General features: G+C 43.0%; 13 protein-coding genes and 1 pseudogene. 11 read left to right on the top strand and 3 right to left on the bottom strand.

The features are described from left to right. Window positions 1-850: pseudogene (locus H5185_RS11295) on the bottom strand (metal transporter); the annotation flags it as partial. A 316-nt stretch (window positions 851-1166) separates the two neighbouring features. Here H5185_RS11295 and H5185_RS11290 point away from each other — a divergent pair. The 3 genes from H5185_RS11290 (at window position 1167) to H5185_RS11280 (ending at window position 5176) form a co-directional block, all read left to right on the top strand. Next, complete coding sequence (locus tag H5185_RS11290) at window positions 1167-1763, top strand: YhgN family NAAT transporter (RefSeq protein ID WP_124017779.1); 597 nt, start codon at window positions 1167-1169, stop codon at window positions 1761-1763. 261 nt (window positions 1764-2024) lie between these two features. Then, on the top strand, window positions 2025-2336 hold the full coding sequence (locus tag H5185_RS11285) for a hypothetical protein (protein WP_182742118.1): 312 nt from the start codon (window positions 2025-2027) through the stop codon (window positions 2334-2336). After that, window positions 2333-5176: an immune inhibitor A domain-containing protein gene (locus tag H5185_RS11280; protein ID WP_182742117.1), complete on the top strand. Its 2844-nt coding sequence runs from the start codon at window positions 2333-2335 to the stop codon at window positions 5174-5176. The genes H5185_RS11285 and H5185_RS11280 overlap by 4 nt, the downstream gene beginning before the upstream one ends. 81 nt (window positions 5177-5257) lie before the next feature. Here H5185_RS11280 and H5185_RS11275 read toward each other — a convergent pair whose 3' ends face one another. Then, window positions 5258-5845 (bottom strand): chorismate lyase, encoded by a 588-nt coding sequence (locus tag H5185_RS11275; RefSeq protein ID WP_182742116.1) that lies wholly within the window; start codon window positions 5843-5845, stop codon window positions 5258-5260. Between the two features lie 128 nt (window positions 5846-5973). Here H5185_RS11275 and H5185_RS11270 point away from each other — a divergent pair, with 128 nt between their 5' ends. Further along, window positions 5974-6375 carry a flagellar basal body-associated protein FliL gene (locus tag H5185_RS11270; protein ID WP_124017775.1) on the top strand — a complete coding sequence of 134 codons (402 nt, stop codon included), beginning with the start codon at window positions 5974-5976 and terminating at the stop codon, window positions 6373-6375. Continuing rightward, the gene (gene rlmF, locus H5185_RS11265) at window positions 6375-7457 is read left to right on the top strand and encodes a 23S rRNA (adenine(1618)-N(6))-methyltransferase RlmF (RefSeq protein WP_182742115.1); all 1083 of its coding nucleotides are present in this window, start codon (window positions 6375-6377) and stop codon (window positions 7455-7457) included. The genes H5185_RS11270 and rlmF overlap by 1 nt, the downstream gene beginning before the upstream one ends. Here the strand turns inward: rlmF and H5185_RS11260 are convergent. Continuing rightward, window positions 7454-8308: a formate dehydrogenase accessory sulfurtransferase FdhD gene (locus H5185_RS11260; RefSeq protein ID WP_124017773.1), complete on the bottom strand. Its 855-nt coding sequence runs from the start codon at window positions 8306-8308 to the stop codon at window positions 7454-7456. The two genes, rlmF and H5185_RS11260, sit on opposite strands and share 4 nt — an antisense overlap. A 341-nt stretch (window positions 8309-8649) precedes the next feature. Here H5185_RS11260 and H5185_RS11255 point away from each other — a divergent pair, with 341 nt between their 5' ends. The 6 genes from H5185_RS11255 to H5185_RS11230 all read left to right on the top strand — a co-directional run bounded on the left by H5185_RS11255 (window position 8650) and on the right by H5185_RS11230 (window position 15421). Next, window positions 8650-9117, top strand: a complete 468-nt coding sequence (locus tag H5185_RS11255; RefSeq protein WP_124017772.1) for a DUF3305 domain-containing protein — start codon at window positions 8650-8652, stop codon at window positions 9115-9117. Next, on the top strand, window positions 9114-9809 hold the full coding sequence (locus H5185_RS11250) for a DUF3306 domain-containing protein (RefSeq protein WP_182742114.1): 696 nt from the start codon (window positions 9114-9116) through the stop codon (window positions 9807-9809). Before H5185_RS11255 ends, H5185_RS11250 begins: the two co-directional genes overlap by 4 nt. A 142-nt stretch (window positions 9810-9951) precedes the next feature. After that, window positions 9952-11631 carry a 4Fe-4S binding protein gene (locus tag H5185_RS11245; protein ID WP_124017770.1) on the top strand — a complete coding sequence of 560 codons (1680 nt, stop codon included), beginning with the start codon at window positions 9952-9954 and terminating at the stop codon, window positions 11629-11631. Window positions 11632-11641: 10 nt separating this feature from the next. Further along, entirely contained in the window at window positions 11642-12307 is a 666-nt protein-coding gene (locus tag H5185_RS11240; RefSeq protein ID WP_182723744.1) for a molecular chaperone, read from the top strand. Window positions 12308-12357: 50 nt separating this feature from the next. Continuing rightward, window positions 12358-12555 carry a formate dehydrogenase gene (locus tag H5185_RS11235; protein WP_124017768.1) on the top strand — a complete coding sequence of 66 codons (198 nt, stop codon included), beginning with the start codon at window positions 12358-12360 and terminating at the stop codon, window positions 12553-12555. A 16-nt stretch (window positions 12556-12571) separates the two neighbouring features. After that, entirely contained in the window at window positions 12572-15421 is a 2850-nt protein-coding gene (locus H5185_RS11230; RefSeq protein WP_124017791.1) for a formate dehydrogenase subunit alpha, read from the top strand. Window positions 15422-15432: the final 11 nt, after the last annotated feature.

Genomic DNA, 15432 nt, shown 5'->3' with positions numbered 1-15432 from the left:
ACCAACGTAGTCCCAAGGACGGATGAGAGGGGCGTAAACCAGATGCAAATCGAGCCGTAGCAATAAAATAGCTGCCTAATAAAATCGGTGAAATGGTCAGTAACCAACTCATAAATTGCTCTGAACCATGATTTTGATGAGCATGTTCATGGCCGCCAGTATCCATCAATAGCAGTAGCGCTAATAATCCTAAGCCTAATAAACTGCCAATACCGGCTTGGTATTGATATTTGCCCTGCTTGTCTTCTTGTTGATGACCATGAGGTTGATGTAATACCACGTGTAAAATTGAGCCGGTAACAAAGGCTTGCAAATAAACGGTATTTTCAAGGCTCAACTGGGCTAATAGGTGTTCACCTGCAAAGTAGCCGACACTGGTTAATATCATCATTGCCGCTAATACAGCACTGGCCCATCGATTACCCACCTGTGGTTTGAGTAACCACCAAATGGCGACACCAACAGGTAAGCGATGCATGATCACGCCTAAGGCCAGCAGTGTTGAATTGCCATCCTGTTGCGCTAAGACCATGGCTCCACCGTCGGTCACTGTGTGTAACAGGAGCCCGGCAATACCTAATGTGAGAGTGATGTTATGGGTGATATCTGAATAGCGATGAAACAGCTTTTCACTGGCTGTTGGTCCCCAAATGCCGAGCATGACAAACAATAGCGTGATGAACCCACCATGCTCTAATAGCTCAGGCAAAATATGGATGAGCACTAATCCGCCAAGAGAGACAAAAATGAACCCATCTAAGCCCTTTTGCAATCCGCTACCTGATGCGAAGAAGCGATAAAAAAGTGGCCCAAACAGCAGTGCAACACAACTAGCAATTAGATAGAGCATGTTATCCAGAAATCAATCGAAAAAAACAACGCAGTATATCATTTTAAACCAGTATTGTAGCGTGTGAATCTATTAAGCTGAAAAATTTACCTAAAGAGGGGGCTAATTTTGATCGCGTTTTTGGGCATGAGGTTGAAAAAGTTTTTTAGATCATAACTTTGGTAGTAGTGGTGCGGCTATTTATTCGGGGGTATTTGTTGCAATCATTTACGACGATCACCTTACGATTAGCAATAAAGTAGTGGTTTGCATCGCAAATATTGTGCTGTTAGGTATACAATGTAGCCTATGTTTTTTAATTAAAAGATTGTTGTCCATGGATATTTTTTCTGCAGCTGTCATGTTGTTCTTGATTATGGATCCGCTAGGTAATTTACCTATATTTGCTTCCATATTACGTCATATTGACCCCAAAAAACGTCGTAAAGTCTTAATCCGTGAGCTATTGTTTGCGCTTATTATTATGTTGTCTTTTTTGTATGCTGGCGAAGCTATCCTTAACTTTCTCAACTTACGTTCTGAATCCGTGAGTATTGCGGGCGGCATTATCTTGTTCTTAATCGCGATTAAAATGATTTTCCCATCGCCAGGCGGTGTTGCTGGATTAGCCGCCGGGGAAGAGCCTTTTATTGTCCCTATGGCAATCCCATTAATGGCAGGACCATCTATTTTGGCGGCATTAATATTACTGGCGCACACAGATAGTAGTCGTATGATTGATTGGACCATCGCACTGGTCTCAGCATGGGGAATGAGTGCGGTTATTTTAATGTTTTACAAGTTGTTTACTCGCATACTTGGTGAGAAAGGCTTAATCGCAGTAGAGCGGTTAATGGGGATGGTTTTAGTGATGATCTCGGTACAAATGTTACTTGATGGGATATCGAATTATATTAATTCCGCCACGAATTAAGCCATTATTTCTCGATAGGTTTTACAGACTATACACTTCGTTCGAAAGATTAAAAATCAATCTGTCTACCTAGTACTGGTTATTCGTAGAGCGTTAAAGCCGACCTAATAGGGTCGGCTTTTTTGTTTTAGAAGCAGAATAAATCATCGTTTATATTAATTTTTAAGCGAACGGGAACATTTACATTAAAGAATGTCTAATTTAATTGTAACCCATAGGTTGCAGCTGTTAATGTCATGTGATTATTGTTTGGGGTGAATTATGAAATACATTATCGTCATGCTGGGACTGGCTTTTATGACCTTGCAAGGTTGTCAAAATCCATCGGTGGCATCAAACGTAGACGAGCAAGCAGCCGTAACTAAACCATTAATTAAAGACTGTGGTCCAAGTGCTATGCCGCCTTTACGTGATAGGACTAAATTAATTGAAAACTTGCGCGCGAAAGGACTCATCACCGCCGATATGGACCAAGTACAAGTCGATAAAATTGTTGCTGATTACATCACCAAACGTCAAAAAGCATTTGAAAAATGTCACAAACCAACACTTAACACAGGGAAGTTAAAATGAGTAAGTTGACCAAATATCAAGGGTTAATTGTTTCAACGTTATTACTGGCATGTAGCAGCATGGCAGCACTTGCGGCTCCGCAAACAGGCACCCCAGCAGATGGTGGATTGATTAATGAACAGCAAGTGCTGTACTGGTTAATTAAACGTGGTGAAGTGGCAGCTGATGCCAGTGATGTTGAAAAACAAGCGGCAGTGGACGCATTTGTGAGCCGTGGCCGTCACACCACATTCAAACCTGCAGCGATTGAAGTGAAAGCTGAACAATTGCGGGTTAAACGTGCAGCACAAAAAAACACTAAAAGTGCGCAATATGCCGCTGCAAATAACAAAGTATTAGCCGATCAAGATATTACCAAAACGGTAAAGGTTTTAGCTGTGTTGGTAGACTTTCCAGATTTACCTCATGATGCCAACCAATTAAAGGCTGGCGATAGCGACATGTATTACAGCAGCTACCCAGCAGCACATTATCAACAACTGTTATTTTCACAAAACGGTTTTGCAGGTCCAAGTAACCAAACTTTACAATCGGCTTATCAGTATTTTCAGGCGGTATCGGGTAACAGTTTCTACTTTACCGGAGAGGTAAGAGATTGGGTCACAGCAGATCATGACGCCGCATACTATGGCGGTAATAATAGCAATGATGACGATAATGCAGTGCCTGAGCTCGTCAAAGAGGCGGTCACGAAAGCTGTCGTTGGAATGACCGATGCTGAGCTAGATAGTTATGACATTGAAGACCCTTTTGATATCGATGGCGACGGTAATTATGATGAAGCTGACGGAATTATCGACCATGTAATGTTGTTTCATTCTAGTATCGGTGAAGAAGCAGGTGGTGGGGTGTTAGCTGATGATGCTATTTGGTCGCACAGATTTTATGTGGATTCCAACACCAATGGCTATGTTATTCCTGGGCGAGGTGGTTTAAAGGTATTTGGCTACACAGTACAACCTATCGATGCTGCAGCAGGTGTATGTACTCACGAGTTTGGTCATGATTTAGGCTTGCCTGATGAGTATGACACCACTAACAGTGGCGATGGTTCACCTGTAGGAGCTTGGTCATTAATGTCTGGTGGTAGTTGGACTGGCAGTATTGCTGGGGCTCAACCGAGTGGCTTTAGCCCTTATGCAAAATCTTTTTTACAACAAAAGTACAAAGGTAAGTGGGTTAATGAACAGCATATTTCATTGGCTAATTTAACCAGTAGTGGCACTGCGGTAAAGCTAAATCATGCAGTAAATAGTGATGCCATCAACCAGTTATCGATTGCGCTGCCTGCTGAAAATATCGCCTTTAAAGCGCCATTAACAGGTAAGTATCAGTATTATTCAGGTCAAGGTGACATGATGAATAATGCCATGTCGTTCAATGTGTCATTACCATTAGATACGCCGTTAGCATTATCATTTCAAGCTCACTGGGATATTGAAGATGATTATGATTATGTACAAGTTCTGGTTGATAGCGTAGCAATAGAAGGTAACTACACCAGTTCAACTAATGCCGTTTATCCAGCAGTAAAAAACTTTATTAGCGGAAAATCGAGCAACATTAGTACCGCAGCGGGTTTAGATGCTTGGGTTAACATGAACTTTGATTTGAGTGCTTATGCCGGCCGAGATGTGCAGATCAGTGTGGTCTATAAAACCGATGAAGCTGTTGGCGATTATGGTATGGCTATTGATGATATTCAGTTAATTAACCAAGGTTCAGCGTTTTATATTGATGGCGCTGAGGCTGATGGTATGGCGACATTGTCTGGTTTTAGCCGTATTGAAGATAGTCTTCCTGGTAAAGCGAGACGTTACATAGTGCAATTACGCAGTCATCAAGGTGTAGATGCCGGACTGGTTTATGACAATTATGAACCGGGAGTATTATTGTGGTTAGAAAATTTTAACCAAAATGATAATAATGTTTCAGACCACTCAGGTAAAAGCTTAATTGGTGTCGTCGATGCAGACCAAAATTTGATTGGTGCTCAGCGGACTGATGTGCAAATTCGCGACGCAGCATTTAGCTTGTATCCACAAAGTTCTTATGTTGGTGACAGCCACCTAGCCGCTGAGTCTCTGTTTGACGACAATCGCGATTACAGTGCGCCGTTAAAACAACAAGCCGGTATGATATTGCCAGAGCTTGGATTGACCATGCAAATCACTGAACAAGCCAGCGACAGCAGCACTGCAACCCTTGAGTTTGCCTTATCTGATAGCAGCGAGTTGCCTCCAGTATCCTTAGTTGCCGAGATGAAAGTGCAAGCTTCAGGTGCCGATGTTAGCTTTAATGTGATTGTCAGCGGTGGCAGTGATTACAGCTATGCATGGTCGTTTGGGGAAAACAATGCCACTAGTAGCGATACTGCACCAAGCTACACATATTCAGCATCGGGAGACTATATTGTCAGTGTGCTGGTAACTGACGCGGCAGGTAATACTGTCACCGCAACTGACACGATAAGAGTGGTGATTCAGCCTTTAGCTGCATTTACCTTGAATCAAACCGATCTAACAGTAGCGCTGACTAATATGTCTAAGCAAGGTTTTGGTAATTTGACTTATTTGTGGGATTTTGGTGATAGCAGTAGTAGCACGGTTGAAAATCCAAGCCATACTTATAACACCGCAGGGACTTATACCATTACATTAGTGACCACAGATTCTATTGGTAATGAAGTGACGGCTAATCAAGTTATAACGGTGTCCTCGCCAATAATTACAGCTACTACGTCTACAACGACAACAGACAATGGCAGTAGCGGTGGCAGTTTGGGATGGCTAACTATATTGATGCTGAGCTTGTTCGGCTTTTTACGTAAGCGGGTTTAATCATCACCCTCTAAAAACGCCCTCAAGGGCGTTTTTAGATTAACGATACCAGATCGCCGAGTGAGGCTGAGTTAATCTTGTTCAGCTTTGATTGATGTATTCGACCGCCGCAGGCAGAAAAATCTCGCTGACAATCAGTTGTGAACCATACAGATTAAAATAGCGACGACGGCCCCATAAGCTAGTGCTAACTTTTTGATTTAAGCTGGTGGCTAATGCAGCTAAACGCCCGCAGGTTTCAAACTGGGCCACTTCAATATTGCCTGGAGTAATGTCTGGGCTATTAAATAATAATTCACCTAATGGACGAGTGCCAAGACGGGTGAAATCATTAGGTTGATGACCATTATTCTTGTTTTGTGAGTCTAGAATGATTTGTGGGATCAGCGTGCGGGCAAATACCCATGGGATGCCATCAAGACACAATAATACTTCACGGATCCAAACTGGGTCTGTTTGAGTGGGGAATTCATCTGCTAGAGGCTGAAGTAAATGCTCGCCTAACACTCTTACTTCGAAGAGTTTACAGTGCGTCTTAAGACGTTTGGTTAAACTTCCGGTCGCTAATAACCAGTCTTTAAGTTGGCTGTGGGGCAATGAGTCGATTTTTTGTGGCGAAAACCAATGAATTGATTCACCATAAGGAAAGCTAGTACTGGTCACATTCATTTAAAACTCGTTACAATATATGTCAACGGCAGTAGTCTATCATGTCAAAGATGAGCAAACACTCCTAAGGGAGTGAGCAATATAGCTTAATTTAAGTAACGTTCCACATCGACGGAGTTTATCTCACTATGAAAAAATTGGTTTCAACGTTAGTTATGCTGTGTTGTTTGGCATTTAATGTCCATGCTGCAGATGAGCCTGCTGTTGAAGATTATGCATATTATGGCTTTGAGCCTGATATTGTTACTAACTATATTTCTAATCGTAAAAAGTTAGGTTTTGTTAAAATTAGTGTTGAATTGATGGTAAAAGATCCTAATGATTTAATGAGCTTAGAGCATCACGATCCTTTGCTTCGCTCGGCCATCGTTGAGATTTTAGGTAATCAATCGGAAGAAAAGGTTAAATCCTTATCTGGACGTGAGGAAATTCGCCGTGAATGCTATGAGATGATTAACCGCTTAATGGAACAAGAAGTCGGTCGTCCTATTGTGGTTAACTTACTCTTTACTAAATATTTATATGATTAATGGCTCGTTCAATAACGCAGTTGCAGCGAGCAAATCCTGATATGACTAAGCGCTCGCCAAACAAGCCTGCTGTTAAAAGACATTCCGCCTCAGCAGCGTCCAGTAAACCTGTGCTGTCAAAAGCGTTGCATTCGCGTAATGCCCATAAACAGGGGTATGATTTTGACGCACTGATAATCGCAGTGCCCGAGTTGGCCGCTTTTGTTCGTCCAAATCCTTACGGTAACGCCTCTATCGATTTTGCCGACCCTCACGCGGTAAAATGTCTCAATACCGCTTTATTATTGAGTGAGTACAATATCCGAGGTTGGGATATTCCTAATGGGTATCTTTGTCCGCCAGTGCCTGGTCGTGTTGATTATTTGCATTACATTGCTGATTTATTGGCCGTTAATGGCAAGGTAATTAAAGGGGCGAGTATTCGTTGCTTAGATATTGGTACGGGTGCCAATGGTATTTACCCATTATTAGGGATTCAAAGCTACGGTTGGCAATTTGTCGCATCGGATATTGACCCTGTTTCTATCGACAATGTGGACCAGATCGCCCAACAAAATCCGCAAATTTCAACTTATTTACAGTTAAGGTTACAGCAACAACCCGAGCATATATTTAAGGGTATCATTAGCGCAGATGAACGGTTTGATGTCAGCTTGTGTAACCCACCGTTTCATAGCTCTTTGGCTGAAGCATCGGCAGGTACATTACGTAAAGTCACCAATTTAGCTAAAAGCCAGCAGAAAAAGCATGGCCAACAATCAAGTCAACTCGCCGTGAGCCAAGTTAAGCCTACGCTTAATTTTGGCGGTCAAAAAGCCGAGTTATGGTGTGATGGTGGTGAGCAGAAATTTTTGGCCAACATGATTAAACAAAGCCGCGACTATGCCAGCCAAGTGCTATGGTTTACCTCATTGGTATCAAAGTCAGAAAACCTTAAACCTTGTTATCAATTACTCAAACAGGTAAACGCTGTTGAGGTAAAAACCATTGAGATGACACAAGGTAATAAAGCCACACGCATTTTAGCGTGGAGTTTTTTAACCCCAGCGTTACGTCAACAATGGTCTACATTACGGCGTTAATCTTTGATGGCATCAAATGTGATGGTCTCACAGCCGTGATACACCAGAAAATGTCTGCCTTTGGCGCGAGCGATTAAGGTGATGCCCATTTGCTTAGCCAAGTCTAAACCCATTTGAGTCACGCCACTGCGCGACAGTAATACTGGTATGCCCATCTTGGCGACTTTGATCACCATTTCTGATGTTAACCTACCGGTAGTATAGAAAATCTTATCGTGTCCTGATTGCTGATCCAACCACATATCGCCTGCTAAAGTATCGACGGCATTATGGCGTCCTACATCTTCAACGAAGGCTAAAATTTTCTCATCTTGGCATATTCCACAACCATGAACTGCACCTGCATTTTTATAGGTTTCATTGTAAGCACTAATATTGCTGAGCAGATGATAAATAGTCGATTGTGTCAGCGATGGAGTAGGTAAACTTATGTCATCTAATCCTTGTAAAAATCCTCCGTAAACAGTGCCTTGACCACAACCGGACGTAACTGTCTTTTCGGCTAGTTTCTGCTCAATATCTTCGGATACTTCTTTGGTGATCACCGCAGCAGAACTGACATCCCAATCAACAATAACTGACTCTAATAAACTTAAATCGCTAATAAACCCTTGGTTTTTTAAATAACCAAGGGTTAATGACTCAGGTTTTGCGCCTAATGTCATCAAGGTCACAATCGGACGCCAATTTAAATAGACAGTTAATGGGCGTTCACAGGCAACAAATTTATCGACGATTACGCCTTGTTCGTTAACAGCTTTAACTGCAATGGTCAGTGGTACTTGAGTATTAGTTTTAACAAACTTTATCGCATCGCGCGTTAAAGATGTGGCTGAAACAGATTGAGTCATAAGTGAGATAGCCTCTTAATGGGTCTTTAATTGATGGACTGAGCGGCAGCATTTACTTGCTTCAACATTAGAAAGCATAGCAATTATTATTCCCGAAACTGAAAACGACTTGCCTAAGCGTGATCTAGCGCAAATCTTTACAAATTCAATATTTTTGCCGCGTATTTATGTCCCATCTAAAATGACACTATGGACATATTGTCCTATCCTTATGAAGGATTTAGGGATCTAGTTCAAAGTTAATTTACTTTTTAGTTGGCACTATTTTTGCTTTTACTTTAATAAATAATCAAATCAAGTGTATTTCAATACACACTTTCATGTCAGAGGTAAGCATTACCATGCAACACACCGACACGATTTGGCCGATGTATGTTTCACTCAAAAAGGTGCCAATCCAAGTAGGGCGCTGGGCATCGGTTCGCTGGGAACTTGACCAAATGGTTCCTGCAACACAACCGCAGCCTGAAAACTCTGTCTTAATACCACTTGAATTATATAAAGATCAACGAGGTAGTTATCGTATTAATCTCGATATGGATAATTCAACGCTCTATATCGTTTGTGATGAACTGATTGACGGTACCTGGGTGCCAGCAATGATCTCTGCCGACCAACATGTCAGTGCAGGTTGCCTTGAATCTGATACACCCGTGCTTAATATTCCTATGCCCAGTGCAATTGCGTGCTGGATAGAAGCATTTATCACTCGTCATGGCGAGGTTGAGATCAGTGCTCATCGACGCAAGCATGTTAATCGTCGTAAAAATGAAGGTCCAAGTGCAAATCACTCCGGGAAAATCCAATGAGCGATAACACAAAAGGTCTTCTTAACCGTTGGGAGATTAGACGTCAACGGGTTGCTGAAGAGGCTGAGCAAGAAGAATTATTGCAACATGCACGAGAAAAACCTGATGACTTCAACATACTAACAGCGGAAGTCGACCAAGATAATAACGTGATAGATGCTGATGAGGTGGCAGAGTCTGAACCGTTACCCGATCCCAGTACCATTGAAGTCGGCGGTAGTTTTGCTCGTTTTATGGCTAAAAGTGTTGATCCAACCACTAAAGCCGCAGCGTTAAGAGCCTTATGGAAACAGCCGCAATATGGTCACATTGATGGGCTTATCGAATATGCGCTGGATTATACCAATCAACCGCTATTGTCAGCAGATGTATCCGCTGAGTTAGCCAGTAAAGTATTTCGTTATGTCATTAAAAAAGAACCGCCAGAACTTGAATTAGATCCAGAGGCCGTATCGACTGATTTATCTGCAACAGAACTTGCCCCAACGGATTTAGCCCCAACCGATTTGGCAGAAACCGAACTTTCTGAGCAAACCAGAGCGATTTCCGAAGAGGAGTCTATTGCTTCAACGGATGCAGATAAGCCAGAGGATGAACCACAAACCGCGGCGATATCGCCACAAGAGCAACCGCTTTGTCACAATGATGACCTGATAAAGCAAGCTGTCGCCAGTGATGAGGCGAAAGCGTAATAACAGCAGTCACTGATGATGTGACCTAGATGAAAGCCGTTATGTAAAGATTTACAACTAGTTATACGATCAGCAATAAGCGTGAACAGTGAACTGAGCTATCACTGTTAATGAGGTATAAAAACCGAGAATTGGGAACGCAATGAGTATCAGAAAAAACCAGCCACAGCTGAAACAAGCACGACAACAGGTGATGGCGAAGACGCAGATTTTGCAAAATTTAATCCCGCCTACCGTTAGTTATACTACCCAGGGGCATGTGCTCATTATTGGGCCTGAAGATCTGGCACGTTTAGCGGCGGACAAATTGTCTACTATGGCAAGTCGAGTAATTTTAGCCAATGAAGCGATCACTAGCCAAGATGAAGTCCATCTTGAAGCCGTGATGAATGCGGCGGCTGATGTCGAAAGTTACTACAATAAATTGACCAGTGTTAAAGGTTTTCTAGGCCAGTTTCAGGTCAAAGTTGAAGGTGATACTGGGATTACAGATTTAAGCGTGGTTGCTATCCGTCAAGCGCATTTTGATATCGTGCTCGATTTAAGCCACAGTCCCTGTATTAATCTAGAAATGCTTCCTCCAGGTTACTTTTATGTTGGCCAAGACTCTGCATTACTCGCTGATGCTATTGCCAATATCCCAGAGTTAATAGGAGAGTTTGATAAACCACGTTATGTTCGGGTTAATAGTGATATTTGTGCCCATGACAAACATGGTCTAAACGGTTGTAATCGTTGTTTAAATTTTTGTCCTGCGGATGCAATTAGCAGTATAGCGCATAAGATTGAAATTGATCCTTACCTTTGTCATGGAGCCGGCAGCTGTACCAATACATGCCCAACAGGTGCACTGAGCTATGATTTACCGACCCCAGCATCGTTGCATACTTACCTTGAAAAGCTTATCAGCCGCTATCGTGAAGAAGCCCAAACCGCCCCGGTTATCTTGTTTCATGATAATGAAGCTGGCGCTGAATTGATTTCGGAGCAATTAAGCGGTGATGTGTTACCCGTCGCAATGGAAGAAATAACCGTAGCGAGCATAGATCATTGGTTAGCGGCATTAGCCAATGGTGCCCGTGAAATTTTGATCTTACAAACACCAGCAACAGCACCGACATTACTGCAAATGCTCAAAGGTGAGTCTGCATTAGCTAATCGTATTCTCGACCAAATGGGCCAGCCTCAACGGATCCGCTTAATTACTCCGTCAGATCTAAGTCAGCTAGATGATGCACTCGCGGTCAGCTTAACTTGGCCTGTGATTATGCCGATGATGTTAACGGCAGCAGAACCTAATACTAATGTAAAACGCAGCATCATATTTCAAGCGATTGACCACCTCAATAGTCAAGCCGCAGCCGTTGATGATGTGCTCGTTATGGCGAATATTCCATACGGTATGGTGAGTATCAACAGCGACAAGTGCACCTTATGTTTGTCATGTGTCTCAACATGCCCAACCCAAGCTTTGAAGGATGGCGGTGATGCTCCGGCACTGAAGTTTGTTGAGCAAGATTGTGTGCAATGTGGGTTATGTGAAGCCGCTTGTCCCGAAAACGTGATTAGCTTAATACCACAAATTAATTTTAATCAGTCAGCAAGACAACACGTTCAAGTATTAAAAGAAGAACCTGCATTTGAATGTATTCGATGTGGTAGTGAATTTGCAACTCAATCAATGATACACAAAATGGTAGAAATGGTCGGCGCCCATAGTGCGTTTAGCGCCAATATTGAGCGTTTGAAAATGTGTGGCGACTGCCGAGTAAAAGACATGTTTGAAGACATCCTTGACGATCCAGAAAAGCAATTGCAATAAGAGATCTCTTATGACCGAAGCAGGAAGACAAGTAAGTGAGAATGATCAGTTAAGAGCCGATATATATCAGTTACTGGCAGCGTTGTTACGCCGCCAACCTAGTGCTGAATTATTAGCGTTCTTAGCCGATTTAGAGGTAGAGGCCGAGGATGGCAATACCATGAGTCAAGCATGGAATGCGTTAAAACTCGCTGCAGCAAACAGTGATACCAACACCTTAGAAGATGAATACTTTGCTATTTTCTTGGGTGTAGGCAGTGGCGAAATTATGCCATACGGTAGTTGGTTTATGACCGGCTCGTTAATGGATAAACCCTTAGCTGCATTGCGCGGCGACCTGATGCAACTTGGCTTTGAACGTGAAGAAAACGTTAAAGAGCCAGAAGATCATGTTGCGGCATTATGTGAAGTCATGGGCTGCTTAATTTTAGAAGCACCAGGTTATCGCCAATTAGCGTTTTATCAACGTCATATTGGTAGTTGGATTATGCGTTTTTGTGACAACTTAGCCAACACGCCTAGTGCTCATTTTTATCAAAGCGTTGCACAATTAGCTAAAGCGTTTTTTACCGCTGAGGCCAATGAATTTGAACAACTGAGTTTAAATATTCCGGTGAATTGTCCAGGTAGTGCTGACTTAGATCCGCTTGAACAAGACGTTGTACAAATTAACTAAACCGGGTGATGGCTTATTTTGCCTCATCTTTTTATCAACAAGGAGACAATATGAAAAAGCAAGCTTCCGACATGGGTCGCCGCCAAATGCTAAAAGCATTAGCGCTCGGCACAGCGGCAGGTGCTGTGGCTAGTGTTAGTGCACCTGCACTTGCCCAAGTCACTAAACCGTCTGCAGAAGAGCCTACGGGCACTAACTATCGCGAAACAGAGCATATTCGTAATTATTATGCATCGTTAAGCAAATAACAAAGGAGAGTGTGTGATGCGATTAACCCGCAAAACAGACACGGCCACCAAAGCTGAAAAGCCAGGCCTAGGTCTTAACCGACGTCAATTCCTCAAGTCTGCCAGTTTGGCGACGGGTGGTATTGCAGCGGCTTCAATGCTTGGCGCAGGTATGATGCGTAAAGCAGAAGCTAAAGATGTCCCACATGATGCTCCAACCGAGATAAAACGGACAATTTGTTCTCATTGTTCAGTAGGTTGTGGTGTTTATGCTGAAGTTCAAAATGGGGTATGGACTGGGCAAGAGCCTGCGTTCGACCATCCATTTAACCAAGGAGGTCATTGTGCCAAAGGCGCTGCATTGCGCGAGCATGGTCATGGTGAAAAACGCTTAAAGTATCCGATGAAGTTAGAAGGCGGTAAGTGGAAACGTCTATCATGGGAACAAGCTATTAATGAAGTGGGCGACAAAATGGAGTCGATTCGTCAAGAGTCTGGTCCTGATTCCGTTTACTTTATGGGTAGTGCTAAATTTTCCAATGAACAATCTTATATGTATCGCAAATTAGCAGCGATGTGGGGCACTAACAATGTCGATCACTCAGCTCGTATTTGTCACTCTACCACGGTAGCCGGTGTTGCAAACACTTGGGGCTACGGTGCGCAAACTAACTCGTTTAACGACATCCGCAATTCAAAATGCATGATGTTTATTGGTTCTAACCCATGTGAAGCTCACCCTGTGGCGATGCAACACATTTTGATTGGTAAAGAACGCGGTGCCAAAATCATCGTTGTTGATCCACGCTTTACCCGAACAGCAGCTAAGTCTGATGAGTATGTCCATATTCGTCCAGGTACCGACATTCCATTTATTTATGGTTTGTTATGGCACATTTTCGAAAATGGCTGGCAAGATGATTCGTTCATTTCTCAACGTGTATACGGCATGGAACGTATTCAAGAAGAAGTGAAAAAATACACTCCAGAAGAAGTTGAACATATTGCTGGTGTGCCAAAAGCTCAAATGTACCGTGTTGCGAAAATGATGGCAGAAACTAAGCCAGGCACTATCGTGTGGTGTATGGGTGGTACTCAGCATCATATTGGTAATGCTAACACTCGCGCATATTGTATTTTACAGCTTGCCCTTGGCAACATGGGTATCGAAGGCGGCGGAACGAACATTTTCCGTGGTCACGATAACGTACAGGGTGCGACTGACTTTGGTTTATTATTTGATAACTTACCAGGTTATTACGGTTTAACCTCTGGTGCATGGGATCATTGGGCCAATGTGTGGGATCTGGAACCTAAGTGGATCACCGAGCGTTTTGACCAAGGTGAATACTTAGGTCAATCACCTCAAACATCAGCGGGTATTCCTTGTTCGCGTTGGCACGATGGTGTGTTAGAAGACAAAACCAAGATTGCTCAAAAAGACAATATTCGTCTGGGGTTCTTTTGGGGGCAGTCAGTTAACACTGAAACCCGTGGTCGTGAAGTGCGTGAAGCGCTAAACAAAATGGATACCATTGTGGTCGTCGATCCATTTCCAACTATGGCTGCAGTAATGCACGAGCGCCAAGATGGAGTGTATTTATTGCCTGCGGCAACTCAGTTTGAAACCTATGGTTCGGTTTCGGCTTCTAACCGTTCTTTACAGTGGCGTTCGCAAGTTATTGAACCATTATTTGAGTCATTACCTGATCATACAATCATGTATAAATTGGCTAAAAAATGGGGCGTAGAGGACCAATTCTGTAAGCACATCAAGGTCAATGGTGATGAGCCATTAATAGAAGACATTACCCGTGAATTTAATACAGGTATGTGGACTATTGGTTATACAGGCCAAAGCCCTGAACGTTTGAAAATGCACCAAGAAAATTGGGGCACCTTTGACGTTAACTCGCTGGAAGCACCCGGCGGCCCAGCTAAAGGCGAAACCTATGGTTTACCTTGGCCATGTTGGGGTACACCAGAGCAGAAACATCCAGGTACTCAAATCTTGTATCGCACCGGACGTGAAGTTAAAGATGGTGGTGGTAACTTCCGTGCACGTTATGGTGTTGAACATAACGGCAATAATATTCTTGCGGAAGGTTCTTTCTCAAAAGGTTCTGAAATTCAAGATGGTTACCCAGAGTTTACTGCCGACATGCTAAAACAGCTTGGCTGGTGGGATGACCTAACAGCAGACGAAAAAGTTAAAGCTGAAGGTAAAAACTGGAAAACTGATATCTCTGGCGGTATTCAGCGTGTGGCAATCAAGCATGGTTGTATTCCTTACGGTAACGCTAAAGCGCGTTGTATCGTATGGAACTTCCCTGATGATATTCCATTACATCGCGAACCGTTATACACGCCTCGTCGTGACTTAGTGGCTAAATACCCAACCTATGAAGATCGGATGGTAGCGCGTCTACCAACACTTTATAAAACGATTCAAGACAAGGATTTTGCTACTGATTTCCCAATGGCATTAACTACTGGTCGTTTGGTTGAGTACGAAGGTGGTGGTGAAGAAACCCGTTCAAACCCATGGCTTGCAGAACTGCAGCAAGAAATGTTTATCGAGATCAACCCAGCAGATGCTGCTGATCGCGGTTTACGTGATGGTGATGACGTGTTTGTTCATAGCCCAGAAGGTGCCAAAATTACTGTTAAGGCTATGGTGACACCGCGTGTTATTGCGGGTGAATGTTTTATGCCATACCATTTTGCTGGTGTATTTGAAGGCAAGAGTTTGGTCAAAAACTACCCAGAAGGCACAGTGCCTTATGTGATTGGTGAATCTGCCAATACCGTAATGACCTATGGTTATGATGTCGTAACGCAAATGCAAGAGACCAAGTCTAGCTTGTGTCAGATAAGCAAAGCCTAAACACTTGATGA

This window comes from Shewanella sp. SG44-6, assembly GCF_014164185.1.
GTDB lineage: Bacteria > Pseudomonadota > Gammaproteobacteria > Enterobacterales > Shewanellaceae > Shewanella > Shewanella vesiculosa.
This window is presented reverse-complemented; position numbering and strand designations above follow the sequence as displayed.